The sequence below is a fragment of the Amycolatopsis sp. NPDC102522 genome, from assembly GCF_055584485.1.
The window spans coordinates 378,515-395,248 of record NZ_JBVJLY010000001.1; the positions used below are offsets into that span (position 1 = coordinate 378,515).

Below are 16,734 nucleotides of genomic sequence, written 5' to 3' on the forward strand. Positions count from 1 at the left end.
TTCCTCGTCGGCGATGGAGTGCGGATGCCTGTACCGATTGCGCCCGGTCGATGGCCGTTGATCGGACACACTCCGGCGATGCTGCGGCGTCGCTTCGGATTCACGTCGTCGTTGTACGCGCACGGAGACGTGGTGCGGGTCTACCTCGGCCCGATGGAAACGTATTTCCTGACCAGTCCGGAATTGACGCACCAGGTGCTGACCACCGACGGGGGTAAATTCCGCAAGGGTGCGATGTTCGAGAAGTTCCGCCCGTTCGTCGGCAACGGTCTCGCACTCTCCGACGGTGTTCTTCACTTGCGGCAGCGCCGGTTGATGCAACCCGCTTTCCACCACGCCACCATCGTGGGGTACGCCGAAATCATGGCGAGAGCGGCCACCGAACTGGTCAGACCGTGGAGGCCGGGTGAGGTGCGTGAGGTTGACCATGACATGCAGGCACTCGCGGTCGCCATCGTCGGCGAGGCGCTGTTCTCCACCGAACTGGGCAAGGCCGCGATCGAAGAGGCCCGCAGGTCGATCCCGGTCATCCTCAAGTACGGCATGATCCGCCTGCTCTCGCCGGCGTTTGTGGAGAAGCTCCCCATTCCGGCCAACCGGCGGTTCGACGAGGCCGTCGACCGCATGCGCACGATCGTGGAAAAGCTCATCGACAACTGGCGTGCCGAGCAGGCCGATCGGAGCGACCTGCTGTCCATGCTGCTCCTGGCCAGGGACGCCGACACCGGTGAGGGGATGACCGACGAGCAGGTGCGCGACGAGGTCATCACCCTGCTCACCGCGGGGATCGAGACCAGCGCGCTCGCGCTGTCCTGGCTGTTCCACGAAATCGCCCGGCACCCCGAAGTCGAGCAGAAGCTCCAAGACGAGATCGACGAAGTGCTCGGCGGCCGGGAGGCCACCGCCGAGGACGCGCCACGGCTGGTCTACACGCGGCAAGTCGTCAACGAGGTCCTGCGGATGTATCCACTGTGGATCCTCATGCGCCGGGTCGCCGCGGAGGTCGATCTCGGCGGTGTGCGCCTGTCACCGGGCACCGAGGTGATCATCAGCCCGCACGCCATGCATTTCGATCCGAGGTTCCACGACCACCCCGATCGTTTCGACCCGGACCGCTGGGCGGGCGAGCGGGCCAAGGATCTGCCCCGCGGCGCCTACATCCCGTTCAGCGCGGGTGCCCACCAGTGCATCGGGAATTCCTTCGCCCTGACCGAGATCGCGATCGTCGTGGCCACGATCACGGCGCGATGGCGGCTGGTTCCCGTCCCGGGCAAGCCGGTCCGGGTGAAGTACACGACCACCGCGTACCCGAGCCGGCTGCCGATGACGGTCGTCCCGCGCTTCCGATAATCGTCGAAACACACTATTTCAGTGGAGGTTTGTTTTCATGCATTGGCGTCATGGCAGAGTGAAGCGCCATTCTCTGCGCCGTGCCGGCGCGGTGACGTTCGCCATCCTGCTGGCCGGGTCGCTGCTGACGCCCGCGCAGGCTCAGGCCGATACGGCGTCCTGCCACGAGGTGACCATCCCGGTGCAACTGGCCGGGCTGCTTCCCCAAGTCGTGCACGGCAGACTGTGTGAACCATCGGGAGGCGCGCGAACCGTTCAGGTGCTGGTCCCAGGCGCCACCTACAACAGCGTGTACTGGGACCCCGCACCCACCCCGGAAACCCATTCGTTCCGGCTCGCGATGAACAACGCCGGCTACGCCACCCTTGCCATCGACCGCCTCGGCACCGGCGCCGGCTCCAAACCGCCCAGCGCACTGCTGACCGCGTTCACCGAAGCCAACGTGGTACACCAGGTGATCCAGGCGATCCGGCACGGCGACCTCGGCTCGCAGTTCACCAAGGTGATTCTCGGCGGCCACTCGCTCGGTTCCGCCATCGCCGTGCTTGAAGCAGGCACCTACCACGACGTGGACGGCGTGCTGATCACCGGACTGGCACACCACATCAATCCGCCCGGCGCGCTGATCGTCCTCGGCTCGTTCATCCCCGTCGCGCTCGACCCGGTGATGTCGCTGCGGGGGCTCGACCCCACCTACCTGACCACCCAGCCAGGCACCAGATACGCGGCATTCCACGCACCCGGGCTCGACGTCCCCGAAATGACCGCCTACGACGAGGCCACCAAGGACGTCGTCGCCCCCGGCGAACTGCTCGACGCCGCCGCCCTCGCCACGGTGCTCCCCTACACCTTGCAGATCACCGTGCCGGTGCTGGTCGTGCTCGGCGGCGGGGACGGCGGCCTCTGTGGCCCGCTCGCGACCGACTGCACCTCCTCGGCCGGCCTGCTCCAGTCCGAGGCGCCGTACTACTCCGCAGCGGCACGACTGCGGACCTACGTACTGCCCGGCTACGGCCATTCGATCAACTACGCACCCAACGCACCCGACTACCACCAAGCCGTTACGCAATGGGCCGACACCATGGAACTGTCGCAGTAACAACGTGCTCGGCGCGGTATCGGCCACGCTGACATCCCAGGCGAACCAACCGGCGGTACGATCGGACGCCACTTCCTGCGCGCCCGACCTTTGAGGAACGATCGTTCTTGACTGATCGTTCCTCAAAGAGCTACTGTCGTGGCGTGGGCAGGAGACGAGCGTTCGACGAGGACGAGGTGGTGCGCGCCGCCGTGGGGTTGTTCGGTGGCCGCGCGTACGACGGGGTGTCGATCGACGACCTCGTCGCCCACCTCGGCGTGCACCGCAACAGCCTGTACAAGACGTTCGGCAGCAAGCGCGGCCTCTACCTGGTCGCCTTGCGCCGCCACCTCGCCGACGACGTCCGCCCCTTGGCCGAAGCGCTCGCCGCGGCGACGGATGCCGCGACAGCGCTGCGGCTCGTCACGTCGGCCGACCTCGGGCTGCTGCTGCTCGCGGCGGTCGAACGGGCGCCGGTCGACGAGGAGGTGACCGCCGAGGTGACCGCGGCGTTGGCCGCCGTCGACCAGGGGATCGCCGACGCGCTCGGCATTTCCACCGCCCTGGCCGCCGCCCTCACGGCGGCCGCACTGGGCTGCCTCCTGCGCGGCAACCCCGACGGTGTCGGCGCCGCGCTGGCCCAACGCCTCGACCCTCTTGACTGACAAGGAAAAAGACATGGCACTGGTCAACATCGACGCCGGCGACCTCGTCGTCGTGATCGAGGGTCTCGACAAGCTCTGGGCCTTCAAGAGCAGCCTGACCATCCCGCTGACCAACGTCCGCGGCGCGACAGCCGATCCCGGCATCGCCGCCGACCCCAAGGGAATCCGTGCGCCGGGCGCCCACGTGCCCGGCATCATCACGGCGGGCACGTTCCACCTCGACGGCGAAAAGGTCTTCTGGGACGTCAAAGATCCGTCGAAGGCCGTCGTGATCGAACTCGCCGACGAGCGCTACACCCGCCTGGTTCTCCAGGTCGACGACCCGCGCGCAACCGTCGCGCTGGTCGAGAATGCCTTGCGCTGAAAGGTAAACCGATATTCTCCCGGCACCCTGCGCATTCCCGCGCACCGTGCCGGGCAGCGGTCGCGCGTCGCAGCGCTGCTGCCCGGACGATTGGCCGATCGCCGCCCTGGGGTGGCCGATCGGCTGATTGGCCCGGACCCGGCGGGCTGCCACCATGAGCCGCATGTCGATCAAGAAACTCGCCGGACCGGTACTTGTCGGCCTGCTGCTCGTACCGCTGTCGCCGGCAACAGCGACGGCTGCGGACGGCCTGTCTTGGCAGCCGTGCCGAACCATCGCGGACGGCTGGCCCGCGCAGGACCAGCGCACCGAATGCGCCATGATCACGGTGCCGGTCGACTACGCGAAACCGGACGGGCGCACGTTCGAGCTGGCGGTGAGCCGGATCAGGGCCACCGGCGGCCGGGACGGGGCCATCCTGGTCAACCCGGGCGGTCCCGGCGCATACGGCATGAGCATGCCGCGGGAACTGCTGGCCTCGAAGGCCGCGGGACTCGGCGTGCACCACGACATCGTCGGTTTCGCCCCGCGCGGAGTCGGCTACAGCGCGGGGCTGTCCTGCCCGCAGGACAGCACGCCGCCGGACCCTTCCTTGTCCGACAAGGAAAAAGCCCGCTTCCTGTCCGACCGCGACGCCCGGCACTACCAGGACTGCGTGGCGCGTGACCCGGAGTTCACGGCGAATCTGACCACCGCGAACGTCGCCCGCGACATGGACCGGATCCGGCAGGCGCTCGGCGAGGAAAAGATCGGCTACTACGGGGTTTCCTGGGGCACCGCGCTGGGCGCCGAATACCGCACGCTGTTCGACGACCACGTCGCCGCGATGCTGCTGGACTCGGTCGTGATATCCACTTTCGACCTCACCTCGGTCGACCGCGACCAGATGACGGCGCTGGAGAACTCGTTCCATGACTTCGCCGGCTGGCTGGCGGGCAACGACCGCGTCTACCACTTCGGCGCCACGAAGGAGGCGGTCACCAAGGCCCTGCTGGACCTGCGGGCGAAGGCCCCCGACCGGAACACGGTCGACAGCCTGCTTCTGGGAGCCCGCCGCAAATGGCCGGCCTCGGCCCAGCAGCTGGTAAAGCTCCGCTCCGGCGGCGAGGTGCCCAGTGCGGCCGTACCCACCCGCACCGGCTTCGGCTGGGACGATCCGAACCCGGCGTTCAACACGGACCAGCAGAACGCGTTGATCTGCAACGAATCAAGCGGCCCCCGCGACTTCGAAGCGCACTGGCGCAACCACCTCGCGCTGTCCGCCGAACTCCCGGTCGCCGGCAGCCACGGCTCCCACGACGGCCACTGCGTCGGCTGGCCGTTGCCCGCCACCACGTGGCACTTCAAGCCAGGCAAGAGCCCACTTCAGCTCGTGGGTCACGCCTACGAGTCGATCACGCCACTACCGTGGGCCCACGACCTGCGCGCCCACATCGGGGGCTCGCTCCTCACCGTCGAGGACGACATGCACGGCTCACTGTCAATCCTGCCGTGCGCCTCGAAAGCGGTCGAGTTCTTCGGCACCGGCAAGACCTCCAACGCCATCTGCCCAGGTGCTCCGATCCCCCCGGCGACCTAGGGGCTCACCCGTCGTCCGAGCCTCCGTAGACGACCAGGCCGAGATTGCGCAGGGTCTCGAACCAGAACTGCTGATCGTCCTGGAACATCAGTTGCCGCAACGCATCTCTCTCTCGACGAGGACCCGGAAGGTGTACGGGGGCCGCCCGGTGAGCCGCTCGACGGTGTCGGTGATGCGGCCCTCCTCCCCTTCGGCGATGGCACGGTCCATGCCGGCCAGCATGGCGGCGAACTCCACCGGCACCTCCGCTGTGAGGCGATCGCGCATCCGCTCGTAGGACAGACGGCGGTGGACGACGGGCCGTCCGGTGACCTCGGTGATGATCGTGGCGATGTCGTCGTGGTCGAGTACCTCGGGTCCGGTCAGGACGAGATCGGTGTTGGGGGCCTGCTCGTCGGTCAGCGCGCGTACGGCGACGGCGGCGATGTCCTCCGCGTCGACGAAGCCGACTCGGCCGTTCTCGGTGGCGGTCCAGATGATGCCCTCGTCGCGGATGCTGCGGGCGTGCGCGTGCGTACCGGTGAAGTTCTGCATGAACCACGAGGGCCGCAGTACCGCCCACTGTTCGAAGAGATCGGGCAGGGCCTGGTGCACCTTTCCCACCGCCGGGCCGCCCTCGGGGATGGCCGAGGAGCTCAGCAGCACCGCACGGTGCACACCGGCGGCGCGGGCCTGCTGGAGGAACGGAAACATGGTCGCCGCGGGGTCGGAGTCCCCCAGCGGCGGTATGAGGTAGACACGGTCGGCGCCGTCGAGGGCGGCCGCGTAGGTGGCGGGGTCGTACCAGTCGAAGGAGACCGTCTCGGCGCCGGCGACCGGGGTGGCCCGGCGGCTGGCGGCTTTGACGCGGTGGCCTGCGGCCGTCAGCTGTGCCGCGGTGCGGCTGCCGGTGGTACCGGTGGCACCGATGACCAGAGTGGTGGTGGCAGCGGTGGCTGTCATCGGCTGCTTCCGGTGAAGTCGGCGCCGGGTTCCTGGACGGCGAGGGGATTCCAGTAGTCGCGGTAGGAGGTGATGTGCCCCTCCTGGACGGTCACGACGGCGATGTACGTCATGTCGAGGGGAGCATCCGTCTCCACCAGGCGGCCGACGCCGCGCATCTCGACCACGATGGTCTCCGGATCGTTCGTCTGATGGATCCGCAGGACGGGGAAGTCGTGCAGTTCGATGTGGTCGGGGTAGTGGCGCATGTAGGCGGCGACGGCCTCCTTGCCCTCCAGACGCCGGGGCCAGCCGTCGGGCGCGAAGGGGAACTCCATGATGCCGTCGTCGGCCCACAGGGCGACCCACTCGGGAATGTTCTTGTCGAGCAGCAGCCGCAGGCTGTGGCGGTAGAGCTCCGTTGGTGAAGTCGGTGCGGACATGGGTATCCTCCAGCTCACAGAATCCGGACCTCGGGTCCGTTCCGACAATACGGACCTTGGGTCCGCTTTGTAAAGTGAGGAGGAGCATGCCGGAGCCCAGGTCCCGGAAGGACGCCGCCCGCAACCAGGAGGCCGTCCTCAAGGCCGCCGACACTCTTTTCGCCCGCCACGAGAGCCCCGAAGACGTCACCATGGCCGACGTCGCGGCTGCGGCCGGCGTCGGCAAGGGCACGCTCTTCCGGGCCTTCGGGGACCGCGCCGGACTGCTCCGCGCGCTGTACGAGGCACGGCTCGAACCGATCAGGGAGGCCGTCGAGGCCGGCCCACCGCCCCTGGGGCCTGCGACCCCACCGCAGGATCGCGTGCCCGCCCTGCTCGATGCCGTCCTGTGCTTCAAACTCGACAACCGGCGCCTCGCGCTGGCCCTGGAGGAAGGCGGGAGCAGCAGCCCGTACCGGGCCGAGCACTACGAGCGGTGGCACCGCCTGCTCCGAGCCGTACTGGAGCAGATCCCCGGCCTGACCGACAGCGACTTCACCGCCCATGCCCTGCTCGCCGCCACACGAGCCGACCTTGTCGAGCACCTGACCGGAGAATCACGTATTCCACGGGAAAGAATGCGGGCACAGTTGGCGAACTTCGTCACCAGAGTCCTACCTGCCGCGTCAAGGCGAAGGTGAAGGTGAAGGCGTTCTCCGGCCTGCCGACACGATGCCGCGACTTGGCGTCCACCGCCAGTCGTCCAGTGCCGGTGGACAGCAGATAGTACGGAACAAGCAGTCGCTGCCGATAAAGCTCACGCACAATATGTGTCATCGTCGCCGCCTGCCCCCAAACAGGGTGCAGGGAAGTTCCCGGGCCGACGGGATCACCGGGGCCTCCACCCGCCGTAGGTGAGCGTGAGGAACCTTCCTACCCTCGGGTCACAGACCCCGAGGCCAGGCGCGAGCAGCGATGTTCCTGGCCGCTAAGCCCACCTTGGTCTTCGGCACGAGCATGGCGGCGGCGAGCTTGACGGAGCGCTGCTTGGGTTTGACTCGGGCGCGGTGCTCGACCTCGTACCGGCCCAAACCAGCGGCCGGGCTCGCCGCGAGCGCGGTGGCGAGCGTGTGCGCACCGGCGATCGCGAGGCTGGAGCCTTCGCCCAGCAGGGAAACACAAGAGGCCGCGTCGCCGACCAAAGCGATCCGGCCGTGTGACCATGACGGGAGGTCGACCACGCTGACCGCGTCGAAGAAGACGTCCTCTGCGTGTCGTAAGCGTTGCAGCAGCTCCGGAACCCGCCACCCGATATCGCCGTATGCCGTGGCGACGATCTGCTTGTGACGCGCCGTGTCGCGGTGGTCCACGTGGTCGAGCCGGGCGCGGAAGATGAAGGCGACCCCACCCTCGTCCCGGGACGGGTGAAGGGCGACCAGCCTGCCTGGCGTGTTGCAGAGGAGCACCTCTTCGGGATGGTCGACCGGCTCTCCGAACGATGTCGTGGCGACATGGATTCCGGTGGGACGCACGAAAGAACGCTCCGGTCCGAAGGTGAGTCGCCGGACGGCGGAATGCAGGCCGTCCGCGCCGATCACGAAGTCGAAGCGGCGCGGTGCCGCGCGGTCGAAGGTGACGTCGACGCCGTGCTCGTCCTGGCGCAACTCGGTGATCGTGTCGTCGAACAGGAACTCGGCCTCGCCGCCGGCCGCCTCGTACAGCACGGTGACGAGATCGGATCGAGGGATCTCGAGCTCATCCCCCTTGACCGAGGGCAGGCCGACGGTGGCGATCCGTCGGCCGTCTCCGTCGAGCAGACGCACTCTTTTCGCGCTCGTCGCGACGTCCCGCAGGCGGCCTACGACACCCATGGCCTCGACGACCGGCAAAGCGGGCCCGCGGACGTCGACCGGATTACCACTGGAACGCATCCCCGGTGCCCGCTCCACGACAGTGACCTTGAAGCCGTTGCGAGCCAGCCAATAAGCGAGGGTCGAGCCGGCGACCCCAGCGCCGCAGATCAGCACGTTCTCCATACCGAGCCACCATATCAGCAGTGAGTGCAGATCAGCAATGACTGCGAGTTTGCACTCATTGCCGACACGCGTATGCTGCCCGGCATGTCCCTCCGTGATCGAAAGCGAGCACGCACGCGCCAGGCACTGATCGACGCGGCGACGGAACTCTTCGAGCGCAAGGGTTACGACGAGACGACGATCGCCGACATCACGGCGGCCGCGGAGATCGGCGCTCGGACGTTCTTCAGCTACTTCGCCAGCAAGGAAGAGCTGTTGTTCCCGGACGCCGACGAGCGAGTACAGGCCGCCATCGACGCCATCGCCACCCGCGAACCGGCCGAAGGCCCGGCCGACGTGCTGCTGCGAGCCCTGAGCGAGGTCACCGCCACCAGCGACGAACTGGTCAGTCCCCTGGCGGCATTGCGACTCCGGATGATCCAGACCGTGCCCACCGTCCGCGGACGCGCGCTCCAGGAACAACTCGGCGCACAACGTGAGATCGCGAAACATCTGGCAGACGCCTTCCCCGACCAGATCGACCCGGTAGGGGCCGCGGCACTGACAGGGGCGTTCGTCGGCGCCGTCGCCGGCGCACTCCAGGCCCTCCTCGACGACACCGACGGAACAGACCCCGCCACCCTGCAGACCGCGATGAGGACCGCGACCGAAGTCGCACTCGCGCCCTGGCGGCGTTGACCGCGACGGAGCCGGGCCGTCCGTTCCGGCCCGCGACGCGGCCAAGTAGGTATACGGCGAGAGATGCCTCAGCCACTCGGCGGCGCGGCGCTCAGCACCGGCGGCCTGCTCGCACGGGTACCTCGAACCGAGAACCTGCCGAATCGGCGCCCTGAGGTCAGCGTCCTCCCCGCACGTGCGAATTTCGATCGAATTCGGACCCGGGAGAATGGATCACCCAAAGGGATCCCTGCCCGAAAGAGATACCGGCTCGCGTTGACCTTGTTCAACGATCGCCCCGCGATTGCGCAGATCCTTGCCGACTATCTATGAGAATCGGTCAAAGGGGACATAGCCCAGCCGGTATCCCACACTGTGCACAGTGGCGATGACTTCACGCCCCAGCTTGCGCCGCAGGTGGTAGACGTAGGTGTCCACGATGGATTTGGCGTGCCGTTCCGGGAACACCAGCGCCTGCAGTCGCGCCCGTGACACCACCCGCCCCGGTTCGCTTCCGAGTACGGCGATCACGGCGCATTCCCGCCGGGTCAGCGTCACCCAGGTCCCGTTCTCGTGCATCACCACTCGCCGGGCGACGTCGACGCGCGCCGCGCCCAAGTGCACCGTTCCGGTTCTATGGGGACTTCTGCGGTGTAATGCCCTCACCCGGGCCAACAACTCCTCGGCCTCGGTCAGGTCGTCCACACAGTCGTCCGATCCGGCCTGCAAGCAGGCGACTCGATCCTGCACCTGCCCACCCGCCGTCAGCATGATCACCGGGGTGAGCACCTGCGCCCGCCGAAGCTTTCTCATCAGAGCCAGGCCACGTCCTGCCTGGAGTCTCCTGTCGAGAACGATGATGTCGAATTCCCTCGAGAGCGCTCGGATGAGCCCGTTTCCGGCGTCCGCGACTCGTTCAGCGGAACAATTCGTGCGACCGAACGCATCGGTGAGCCGAGCCGCGACATCCGGATCTCCGGTGATCAGCAGGACCCGCATCTCCGCGCTCGCCAGCCGCTCGTCGATCACAAGCGTATGGCCGGCGTACCCGCCCATGGATTTCCTCCCACCGTGCTTCTCTCATCAACAGCGAGACTCCGCGAAGATTCGTTTCACTTTCAACTATTAGCACGGTTCCGGAAAGTTGACATACCCCCTTTGGTCGGGCCCGCCCCTTTTCAACCGGTCCGTTCGCCGGCGGGTCGCAGCAGTTCCGACAGCCGCGCCGCCAACGGTGCGATCAGGGAATCCGGCAACCAAAGCAGACGAGTCCGACGCCATAACCCTGGATCACTCAGCCGTACCAGGACAACCCCGTCGCCCGTGGGATCGTGCGGCGACATCAAGGCCACCGCCTGACCCAGCCGGACCAGGGTCTCGGTACTCACGCGATCGACTCCGCGGTGCCGCAGCCGTGGACTGAACCCGACCCGGATACAGGCTTCCTGAAGGCTTCGCCACTCGTCCTCGGACTGATCGAGGGACTTCGCCCAAATCTCCCCGGCCAAGTCGGAAAGGCTGACTGACTGTCGCGAAGCCAGCCGGTGCCCGGCGGAAAGCGCCACAAAGAGCGCTTCGCGGCCCAGATCGTGGTCGAGGAAGCCGCCCAGCCGGGGGCGCGAGCGGTATGCGTGCTCAGTGATCACGACGACGTCCCAACGGCCTTCTTCCGCCGCGGCGAGCGCCTCGTCGGATTCGCCGACCACGAAGGTCTCGTGTTCACAATCCGGGAGCAACTCGACGAACGCACTCATGATCCGCGGCAGGTGACGGCTGTCCGTCGCGCCCACCCGCAACGTCCTGCTCGGGTCCACCCCGCGGCCGAGCTCGCGGGCGCTGGAGATGAGTTCGTCGAAGCGGGCCAGAAGATCCCGGGCCTCGGCGATGAACTGCATGCCGAGTGCGGTCGGCACGACCCCCTCGGCGCGGCGCTCGAACAGTTCGGCGCCCAGGTGCTGCTCGATGCGTTTGAGCTGTGCGGTCACCCCCGGTTGGGTGACCCCGATGGTCATCGCCGCTCGCCTGATTCCGCCGGCGTCGGCGACAGCCACCGCGAGCGCGAGGTGCCGCAAGGTCAGCTCCATCGCTCTCCGATCCGGCGCAGACCCGGGGCGACAACGGCGCACCCGGCGAGAGAAAGCACTGTGGCCCAACCCGCCGTGACATGCATGGCGTGCACGTAAGCGGCGTCGGCCGCCGCGGCGAGCTCCGGCCGGGCCAGATCCGCCGCGACCGCCCGGGCGCTCTCCGCCGAGTCACGCGCCCGCTCAGCCGCAGGTCCCGGCAAGCCGCTCAGCGCGGGTCGAACGGCTTCGCCGTAGGCCAGCGTCAACACGGAACCGAGTACGGCGACGCCGATCGTGCCGCCGAGCGGCCGGGTGACCGTGACCAGCGCCGCACCGGCGCCGACGCGGTCGTCCGGAAGCCCGCCGACCAGTCTGGAGGTCAACGGTGCGAACGCCAGGCCCGCACCGAAACCCTGGACGAACAACATGACGATGATCCACGCGATCAGCGTGCGCTCGTCAAAGAGCAAGTAGGAAGCGTAGGTCAGCGACGCGGTCACGAGTCCGGTCAAGACAGTGTTCCGCGCGCCGAACCGCTCCGCGGCGCCGGAACACACACGATTGCCGATGACGATGCCTGCCGCCGCGGAGAACATCACGAATCCTGCCTGGTCCGGCGTCAGGTGCCGCACCCCTTGCAGGAAGAACGCACAGTAGAACAACTGCCCGGCGAGCCCGGCGAAACTCAGCAACAGGCCGAGGACGCCCCTGCCGAAACCCCGATTCAGCAGAAGCCGGACATCGAACGCCGGATTCCGCGCGCGCGACTGGGACCACCCGAACAAGGCGAGCAAGGCCACCCCCGCGGCCACGACGAGCAGCGCGGGCGCCGAGGCCTCACGGCCGCATTGGACGATTCCGCCCACCAGGACCGCGAGTCCAAGGCCGGCCAGCGCCGCACCGCGCAGATCGAGGGGCCGAAGCCGTCCGGGTGCCGGGAGCCGCGGCAGGAACGCGCCCGCCAGCAGAAGACCCGAGACGATCGGGATGTTCACCAAGAAGACCGCCTGCCACGCGAAACGCGCCAGCAACAGCCCGCCGAGCACCGGACCCACCGCGACGGCCACGCCTGCCGCGGACGACCACAGTGCCACCGCGCGGGCACGTCGATCGGGCCGGAGCCCGGCGGTGACGAGGGTCAGCGTGGCAGGCGCGATCAGTCCGCCGCCCGCTCCCATCACCGCCCTGGCCACGATCAGAGCCACGCCGTCCGGGGAGATCGCGGCGGCCGCCGACGCGGCGCCGAGCAGACCCAAGCCCGGTAGGAGTACCCGAGACACACCGAACCGATCGGTCAGCGCGCCTCCGGCGAGGGTCACCGCGGCGAACACCAGGGGATACGCGCTGACCGCCCATGCCAGTTCACCGGTTCCGGCGCCGAGCCCGCGGACGGGGTCCGCCAGCACTTCGACGGCGACGTTGACGATCGTGTTGTCGAGCAGGACCAGCGTCTGGGAAACCAGCGCCACGGCCAGCATCAGCCGTCGGGTGCTCCGGGTCACCTCGCAGCCGGAAACGGCGAAAGCACCGGTCACGACTCGCGGCCGAGCACGAACCGCTGCGCGCACCGAGCCACCCTGGCTCCCAGGTGCTCGGCTGTCGCGAGATCCGAGGCATGCATGGCCGCGGGCTTCTCGTCCACATTGGATTGTGCCGCCGCGCCCAGATGAAAGCCCAGCCGATTGAGGTCGCCGGGGCCGCCCTTGGTGGAGTTCCAGCCCGGCGGCAGGCCGAGGCTGACCCACAACATTCCGTGCTGCGCGGCCAGGGTGGCGAAATAGGACAACGTGCTCGATTTGTCGCCCGCCTTCGATCCGGAGTTCGTGAAACCGGCGGCGATTTTGTCCACCCAGCGTGCGGTGAACCAGCGGCGGCTGCTGGCCTCGGCGAATGTGTGGAACGCCGCGGACGCCGTGCCCATATAGGTCGGAGCGCCGAAGACGATCGCGTCGGCGTCATCGAGCCGGAACCAGTCCCCCGGGGTGATCCGGCCGACGTCGATCGAGTCCACCACGACACCGTCCCTCGCTTTGGCCCCGGCTTCCACCGCCTCCGCCAACCGCGCGGTGTGCCCGCGGCCACCGTGGTAGGCGATCGCGACACGGACATCGGAATTCACCATTGCTCCTTTCGCCGGAACGGTGAGTGGAATATCCCACGGAAACCTGAGAATCCGATCAAGAACACCGGTCAGCGCACCTTAGCGATGTCCTCAAAGCCTGATAACCGCCGAGTTATCACCTGCTGGTATTTGATTTTCCCAGATCGACCTGACCAGACTTTTGACACGTTCGAAAAATCTCATCCGCAACGCGATAGGAGGTCCGGTGACCGTCGATGGCAAAGCCCTGCGAATGCGCAGGCTTTCGCGCACCGGGGACGGTAAACATCTGTTCGTCCCGCTCGATCACAGCGTCTCGGACGGTCCGGTCGTCGGCCGCTCCAGCTGGGAAGGCCTGGTCAGCGCGATCGCGGACTACGGCGCGGACGCGGTCGTGCTGCACAAGGGCCGGGCTCGTGTCCTGGCACCTGCCGCGCTCGGTGCCTGTGGGCTCATCGTGCACCTGTCCGCCAGCACCACGCATGCCGCGGACACCGACGCGAAGGTCCTCGTCGGCGATGTGGAGGACGCGCTTCGGCTCGGCGCGGACGCGGTGAGTGTGCACGTCAACATCGGTTCCGACACGGAAAGCCGGCAACTGGCCGATCTCGGGCTGGTCGCGGGAGCCTGCCAGCGGTGGGGCATCCCGCTGCTGGCGATGATCTATCCACGGGGACCTCGTATTCCCGATCCCCGGGAAGTCAGGCTGTTGTCGCACGCGGTGAACATCGCCGCCGACCTCGGGGCCGATCTGGTGAAGACGTCGGCGCCCGCCGATCCGGCGCGGATGGCCGAGGTCGTCGAGAGCTGCCCTATCCCGGTGTTGTGCGCCGGTGGCGCACCCGGCGTCCGAGATCTGGTGAAGACCGCGGCCGAACTGATGGTCGCGGGGTGCGCCGGACTCGCCGTCGGACGCCGGATCTTCACCTCGGACGACCCGGCCGCCGTCGTCGCCCGGCTGGCCTCGGTGGTACACGCGACCGCCCCCGCTTCCCTGTCCGAAACCCTCCCTCCTCTCACGGCAGGTGTCGTATGAAGCACGCATGGATCGATGTCCGCGGCATCCCGGCCGCGCAGACCGAAGCCGTGATCGACGCGGCCATCCACGCCAAAGCGCAAGCGATAGTCAGCGATGACGCGGAACTGCTCGCCAAACTGCCGCCGACGATCATCGGCGTGACAAGCGGTGAGGGCGCCTCTCAGATGCGAGTGACGACGGTCGACGACGAGAAGCAGCTCGCCGAACTGGTCCGGGCCTCGGACGACCGGGCAGGCTGGGTACGAGTCGTGGACGACCGCACACTGAAGCTGGCTTGTGCCGCCGCGGTCCAGCTGCCGCACACGATCGTCGAATTCGCCGACCCCACCAAGATCCCCCTCGAGATCGTGCTGGCCGCCGCCGACAAGGCTCCCGGTCAGCTGATCACCGTCTGCCATGACATCGAAGAAGCATCCATCGTGGTCGACGTGCTTGAACGTGGTTCCGAAGGCGTACTGCTCACCCCGCGCTCCGCCGACGACGTGTTCGCGCTGATCCGGCTGCTGTCTGAGTCGACCCCGCACCTGGACCTCACCACGCTCACCGTCGATCGGATCGAGCACCACGGCCTCGGCGATCGCGTCTGCGTGGACACCTGCACGCACTTCCGCGAAGACGAGGGCATCCTGGTCGGGTCCTACTCGACCGGATTCATTCTGTGCTGCAGCGAAACCCACCCGCTGCCCTACATGCCGACCCGGCCGTTCCGGGTCAACGCGGGCGCTCTGCATTCCTATGTGGTCGGTCCCGACAACCGCACCAACTACCTTTCCGAACTCGGTTCGGGCAGCGCCGTACTCGCCGTCGACTCCGATGGCAAAACCCGCCGGGTCGTGGTCGGGCGCGCCAAGCTCGAATCGCGCCCGCTGTTGACCATCACCGCGCATTCGGCGGACGGAACGGTGGTCAGCCTCACGGTGCAGGACGATTGGCACGTCCGGGTGCTCGGCCCCGGTGCCAAGGTCCGCAACGTCACCGAGCTGCGGAACGGTGACGAGCTGCTCGGCTATCTCGCCGTGGACCAACGGCATGTCGGGTACCCCATCGGCGAATTCTGCCGGGAGTCCTGATGCCTGCGGCCATGGTGGATCTCCTCACCCGCCTGTTCGACGCGCATCCGGACGAGACCCCGTACCTCGCCCACGGCGATGACGTGCGGACCCGCGGCGACGTCCGCGCTCAGGTCGCCGCGGAGGCCGCGGTGTTCGCCGCGGCGGGCATCACGGAAGGCAGCACCGTCCTGCTGCAGGTACCGCCGAGCTACACGCAGGTGCAGGCGATGTTCGCGCTGTGGACGCTCGGGGCCCAGGTGATGCTGGTCGACCACCGGCTCAAGACCGCCGAAGTCGAGGCGATCAAGCGGGTCAGCAGGCCACAGTTCACGGTGCGAGGAGGTTCCTTCGGCGCCGCGCTCGGATTCGCCCGCGAGTACGAACTCGTCACGGCCCGGAACGCGGGCGGGTCCCCGACGGCGACCGATCACCGGCTGGTGCAGTTCAGCTCGGGGTCCACCGGGGTGCCCAAGACGATCGGCCGGACACCGGCGTCGATCGCCGCCGAGATCGACCGGTTCGCCCGGATCGAGGGAATGCCGGTGGCCGGGGAACGGGTGCTGCTGCTCAGCTCGACGGCGCACAGCTTCGGCCTGATCGCCGGGCTGTTCCACGGTCTCGCGCGGGGTTCTGGCGCCGTGTTCGCGACCAGCCTGACCGCGGCCGACCTGCTCGCGACGGCGGCGGGGCATGACGTGCACGCCATCTTCGGCACACCGTTCCACTACGCACTGCTGACCACGGCCCGGACGATCCCGCCGCTGCCGTCCCTGCGAGCGGCGGTGAGCGGCGGCGAGATCATGGATCCCGCGGTGGCGGCGGAGTTCGCTCGCCGGTTCGGGGTCGGCGTCGGCGAGTCCTACGGGAGCACCGAAACCGGCGTGATCGCGATGGACGTCAGCGGGCGGCTACGTCCCTCGGTCGGTCGCGCCGCCCCCGGAGTGGTGCTGCGGATCGACAACGGCGAGGTGGACGTCCGTCTCGACGAGGGTTCGCCGTATCTCAACGGGGACGAAGACCGGTACGCCGATGGCTGGCTACGGGTACGCGACCGGGCCGAACTCGACGCGGACGGCTGTCTTCATCTGCGCGGGCGCGGCGATTCCCTCGTCGCGGTCGGCGGGCTGAAGGTGGACCTCGGCGAGATCGAGGCCGTGCTGCGCACCCACCCCGGGATCACCGAGGCGGTGGCCGTGTACAGCGGGACGATCGAAGCCTACGTCGTCGGCGACAGCGCCGCGCCGGACCTCGTGGTGTGGTGCCATGAGCGGCTCGCCGACTACAAGATCCCCCGGGAGATCCATGTGCTCCCCCGTCTTCCCCGCACCTCCAACGGAAAGCTCGTCCGAAGGCACGACGTCCTCCGGGCGGCGGCAGTACCAGCCTGACCACTTCTGGCCGGAA

The 16,734-nt window shown here is 68.0% G+C and carries 17 protein-coding genes; 10 read left to right on the top strand and 7 right to left on the bottom strand.

Translation table 11 applies throughout. The features are described from left to right. Positions 1–24: 24 nt before the first annotated feature. The 5 genes from ACZ6YV_RS01405 to ACZ6YV_RS01425 all read left to right on the top strand — a co-directional run bounded on the left by ACZ6YV_RS01405 (position 25) and on the right by ACZ6YV_RS01425 (position 5,036). The gene (locus ACZ6YV_RS01405; RefSeq protein ID WP_465507784.1) at positions 25–1,350 is read left to right on the top strand and encodes a cytochrome P450; all 1,326 of its coding nucleotides are present in this window, start codon (positions 25–27) and stop codon (positions 1,348–1,350) included. Positions 1,351–1,387: 37 nt separating this feature from the next. After that, entirely contained in the window at positions 1,388–2,449 is a 1,062-nt protein-coding gene (locus tag ACZ6YV_RS01410; protein WP_465507785.1) for an alpha/beta hydrolase, read from the top strand. Between the two features lie 143 nt (positions 2,450–2,592). After that, positions 2,593–3,093, top strand: coding sequence for a TetR/AcrR family transcriptional regulator (locus tag ACZ6YV_RS01415; protein WP_465507786.1), 501 nt, complete (start codon positions 2,593–2,595; stop codon positions 3,091–3,093). A 13-nt stretch (positions 3,094–3,106) separates the two neighbouring features. After that, complete coding sequence (locus ACZ6YV_RS01420) at positions 3,107–3,457, top strand: hypothetical protein (protein ID WP_465507787.1); 351 nt, start codon at positions 3,107–3,109, stop codon at positions 3,455–3,457. Between the two features lie 163 nt (positions 3,458–3,620). After that, positions 3,621–5,036: an alpha/beta fold hydrolase gene (locus tag ACZ6YV_RS01425; protein WP_465507788.1), complete on the top strand. Its 1,416-nt coding sequence runs from the start codon at positions 3,621–3,623 to the stop codon at positions 5,034–5,036. Positions 5,037–5,123: 87 nt separating this feature from the next. Here ACZ6YV_RS01425 and ACZ6YV_RS01430 read toward each other — a convergent pair whose 3' ends face one another. Both ACZ6YV_RS01430 and ACZ6YV_RS01435 read right to left on the bottom strand, forming a co-directional pair. Beyond that, the gene (locus ACZ6YV_RS01430) at positions 5,124–5,978 is read right to left on the bottom strand and encodes an NmrA family NAD(P)-binding protein (protein WP_465507789.1); all 855 of its coding nucleotides are present in this window, start codon (positions 5,976–5,978) and stop codon (positions 5,124–5,126) included. Then, complete coding sequence (locus ACZ6YV_RS01435) at positions 5,975–6,400, bottom strand: nuclear transport factor 2 family protein (protein WP_465507790.1); 426 nt, start codon at positions 6,398–6,400, stop codon at positions 5,975–5,977. The genes ACZ6YV_RS01430 and ACZ6YV_RS01435 overlap by 4 nt, the downstream gene beginning before the upstream one ends. A gap of 86 nt (positions 6,401–6,486) precedes the next feature. Here ACZ6YV_RS01435 and ACZ6YV_RS01440 point away from each other — a divergent pair, with 86 nt between their 5' ends. Then, positions 6,487–7,080, top strand: a complete 594-nt coding sequence (locus ACZ6YV_RS01440; RefSeq protein WP_465507791.1) for a TetR/AcrR family transcriptional regulator — start codon at positions 6,487–6,489, stop codon at positions 7,078–7,080. Between the two features lie 243 nt (positions 7,081–7,323). On the opposite strand, the gene ACZ6YV_RS01445 is transcribed toward ACZ6YV_RS01440, so the two are convergent. Then, a complete protein-coding gene (locus tag ACZ6YV_RS01445) occupies positions 7,324–8,415 on the bottom strand; it encodes an FAD-dependent oxidoreductase (RefSeq protein ID WP_465507792.1) in 1,092 nt (363 codons plus the stop codon). Between the two features lie 84 nt (positions 8,416–8,499). Here ACZ6YV_RS01445 and ACZ6YV_RS01450 point away from each other — a divergent pair, with 84 nt between their 5' ends. Continuing rightward, positions 8,500–9,093, top strand: coding sequence for a TetR/AcrR family transcriptional regulator (locus ACZ6YV_RS01450; RefSeq protein ID WP_465507793.1), 594 nt, complete (start codon positions 8,500–8,502; stop codon positions 9,091–9,093). 306 nt (positions 9,094–9,399) lie between these two features. Here ACZ6YV_RS01450 and ACZ6YV_RS01455 read toward each other — a convergent pair whose 3' ends face one another. The 4 genes from ACZ6YV_RS01455 to ACZ6YV_RS01470 form a co-directional block, all read right to left on the bottom strand. Further along, positions 9,400–10,128, bottom strand: coding sequence for a response regulator transcription factor (locus ACZ6YV_RS01455; RefSeq protein ID WP_465507794.1), 729 nt, complete (start codon positions 10,126–10,128; stop codon positions 9,400–9,402). A gap of 122 nt (positions 10,129–10,250) precedes the next feature. Then, the gene (locus ACZ6YV_RS01460) at positions 10,251–11,156 is read right to left on the bottom strand and encodes a LysR family transcriptional regulator (RefSeq protein ID WP_465507795.1); all 906 of its coding nucleotides are present in this window, start codon (positions 11,154–11,156) and stop codon (positions 10,251–10,253) included. After that, on the bottom strand, positions 11,147–12,706 hold the full coding sequence (locus ACZ6YV_RS01465) for an MFS transporter (protein WP_465507796.1): 1,560 nt from the start codon (positions 12,704–12,706) through the stop codon (positions 11,147–11,149). Before ACZ6YV_RS01465 ends, ACZ6YV_RS01460 begins: the two co-directional genes overlap by 10 nt. Beyond that, positions 12,670–13,260, bottom strand: coding sequence for a flavodoxin family protein (locus tag ACZ6YV_RS01470; RefSeq protein WP_465507797.1), 591 nt, complete (start codon positions 13,258–13,260; stop codon positions 12,670–12,672). The genes ACZ6YV_RS01465 and ACZ6YV_RS01470 overlap by 37 nt, the downstream gene beginning before the upstream one ends. A gap of 205 nt (positions 13,261–13,465) precedes the next feature. Here ACZ6YV_RS01470 and ACZ6YV_RS01475 point away from each other — a divergent pair, with 205 nt between their 5' ends. The 3 genes from ACZ6YV_RS01475 to ACZ6YV_RS01485 are packed head-to-tail and all read left to right on the top strand — an operon-like array spanning position 13,466 to position 16,718. Then, positions 13,466–14,275 (top strand): 2-amino-3,7-dideoxy-D-threo-hept-6-ulosonate synthase, encoded by an 810-nt coding sequence (locus ACZ6YV_RS01475; protein WP_465507798.1) that lies wholly within the window; start codon positions 13,466–13,468, stop codon positions 14,273–14,275. Continuing rightward, positions 14,272–15,348, top strand: a complete 1,077-nt coding sequence (locus ACZ6YV_RS01480; RefSeq protein ID WP_465507799.1) for a 3-dehydroquinate synthase II family protein — start codon at positions 14,272–14,274, stop codon at positions 15,346–15,348. Before ACZ6YV_RS01475 ends, ACZ6YV_RS01480 begins: the two co-directional genes overlap by 4 nt. After that, positions 15,348–16,718: a class I adenylate-forming enzyme family protein gene (locus tag ACZ6YV_RS01485; protein WP_465507800.1), complete on the top strand. Its 1,371-nt coding sequence runs from the start codon at positions 15,348–15,350 to the stop codon at positions 16,716–16,718. Before ACZ6YV_RS01480 ends, ACZ6YV_RS01485 begins: the two co-directional genes overlap by 1 nt. The last annotated feature ends 16 nt before the right edge of the window (positions 16,719–16,734 follow it).

Excerpts from the sequence above, each read along its gene's own strand:
- ACZ6YV_RS01405 (WP_465507784.1), top strand. The coding sequence starts at position 25 with ATGCCTGTACCGATTGCGCCCGGTCGATGGCCGTTGATCGGACACACT.
- ACZ6YV_RS01410 (WP_465507785.1), top strand. The coding sequence starts at position 1,388 with ATGCATTGGCGTCATGGCAGAGTGAAGCGCCATTCTCTGCGCCGTGCC.
- ACZ6YV_RS01420 (WP_465507787.1), top strand. The coding sequence starts at position 3,107 with ATGGCACTGGTCAACATCGACGCCGGCGACCTCGTCGTCGTGATCGAG.
- ACZ6YV_RS01425 (WP_465507788.1), top strand. The coding sequence starts at position 3,621 with ATGTCGATCAAGAAACTCGCCGGACCGGTACTTGTCGGCCTGCTGCTC.
- ACZ6YV_RS01430 (WP_465507789.1), bottom strand. The coding sequence starts at position 5,978 with ATGACAGCCACCGCTGCCACCACCACTCTGGTCATCGGTGCCACCGGT.
- ACZ6YV_RS01435 (WP_465507790.1), bottom strand. The coding sequence starts at position 6,400 with ATGTCCGCACCGACTTCACCAACGGAGCTCTACCGCCACAGCCTGCGG.
- ACZ6YV_RS01440 (WP_465507791.1), top strand. The coding sequence starts at position 6,487 with ATGCCGGAGCCCAGGTCCCGGAAGGACGCCGCCCGCAACCAGGAGGCC.
- ACZ6YV_RS01445 (WP_465507792.1), bottom strand. The coding sequence starts at position 8,415 with ATGGAGAACGTGCTGATCTGCGGCGCTGGGGTCGCCGGCTCGACCCTC.
- ACZ6YV_RS01450 (WP_465507793.1), top strand. The coding sequence starts at position 8,500 with ATGTCCCTCCGTGATCGAAAGCGAGCACGCACGCGCCAGGCACTGATC.
- ACZ6YV_RS01455 (WP_465507794.1), bottom strand. The coding sequence starts at position 10,128 with ATGGGCGGGTACGCCGGCCATACGCTTGTGATCGACGAGCGGCTGGCG.
- ACZ6YV_RS01460 (WP_465507795.1), bottom strand. The coding sequence starts at position 11,156 with ATGGAGCTGACCTTGCGGCACCTCGCGCTCGCGGTGGCTGTCGCCGAC.
- ACZ6YV_RS01470 (WP_465507797.1), bottom strand. The coding sequence starts at position 13,260 with ATGGTGAATTCCGATGTCCGTGTCGCGATCGCCTACCACGGTGGCCGC.
- ACZ6YV_RS01480 (WP_465507799.1), top strand. The coding sequence starts at position 14,272 with ATGAAGCACGCATGGATCGATGTCCGCGGCATCCCGGCCGCGCAGACC.
- ACZ6YV_RS01485 (WP_465507800.1), top strand. The coding sequence starts at position 15,348 with ATGCCTGCGGCCATGGTGGATCTCCTCACCCGCCTGTTCGACGCGCAT.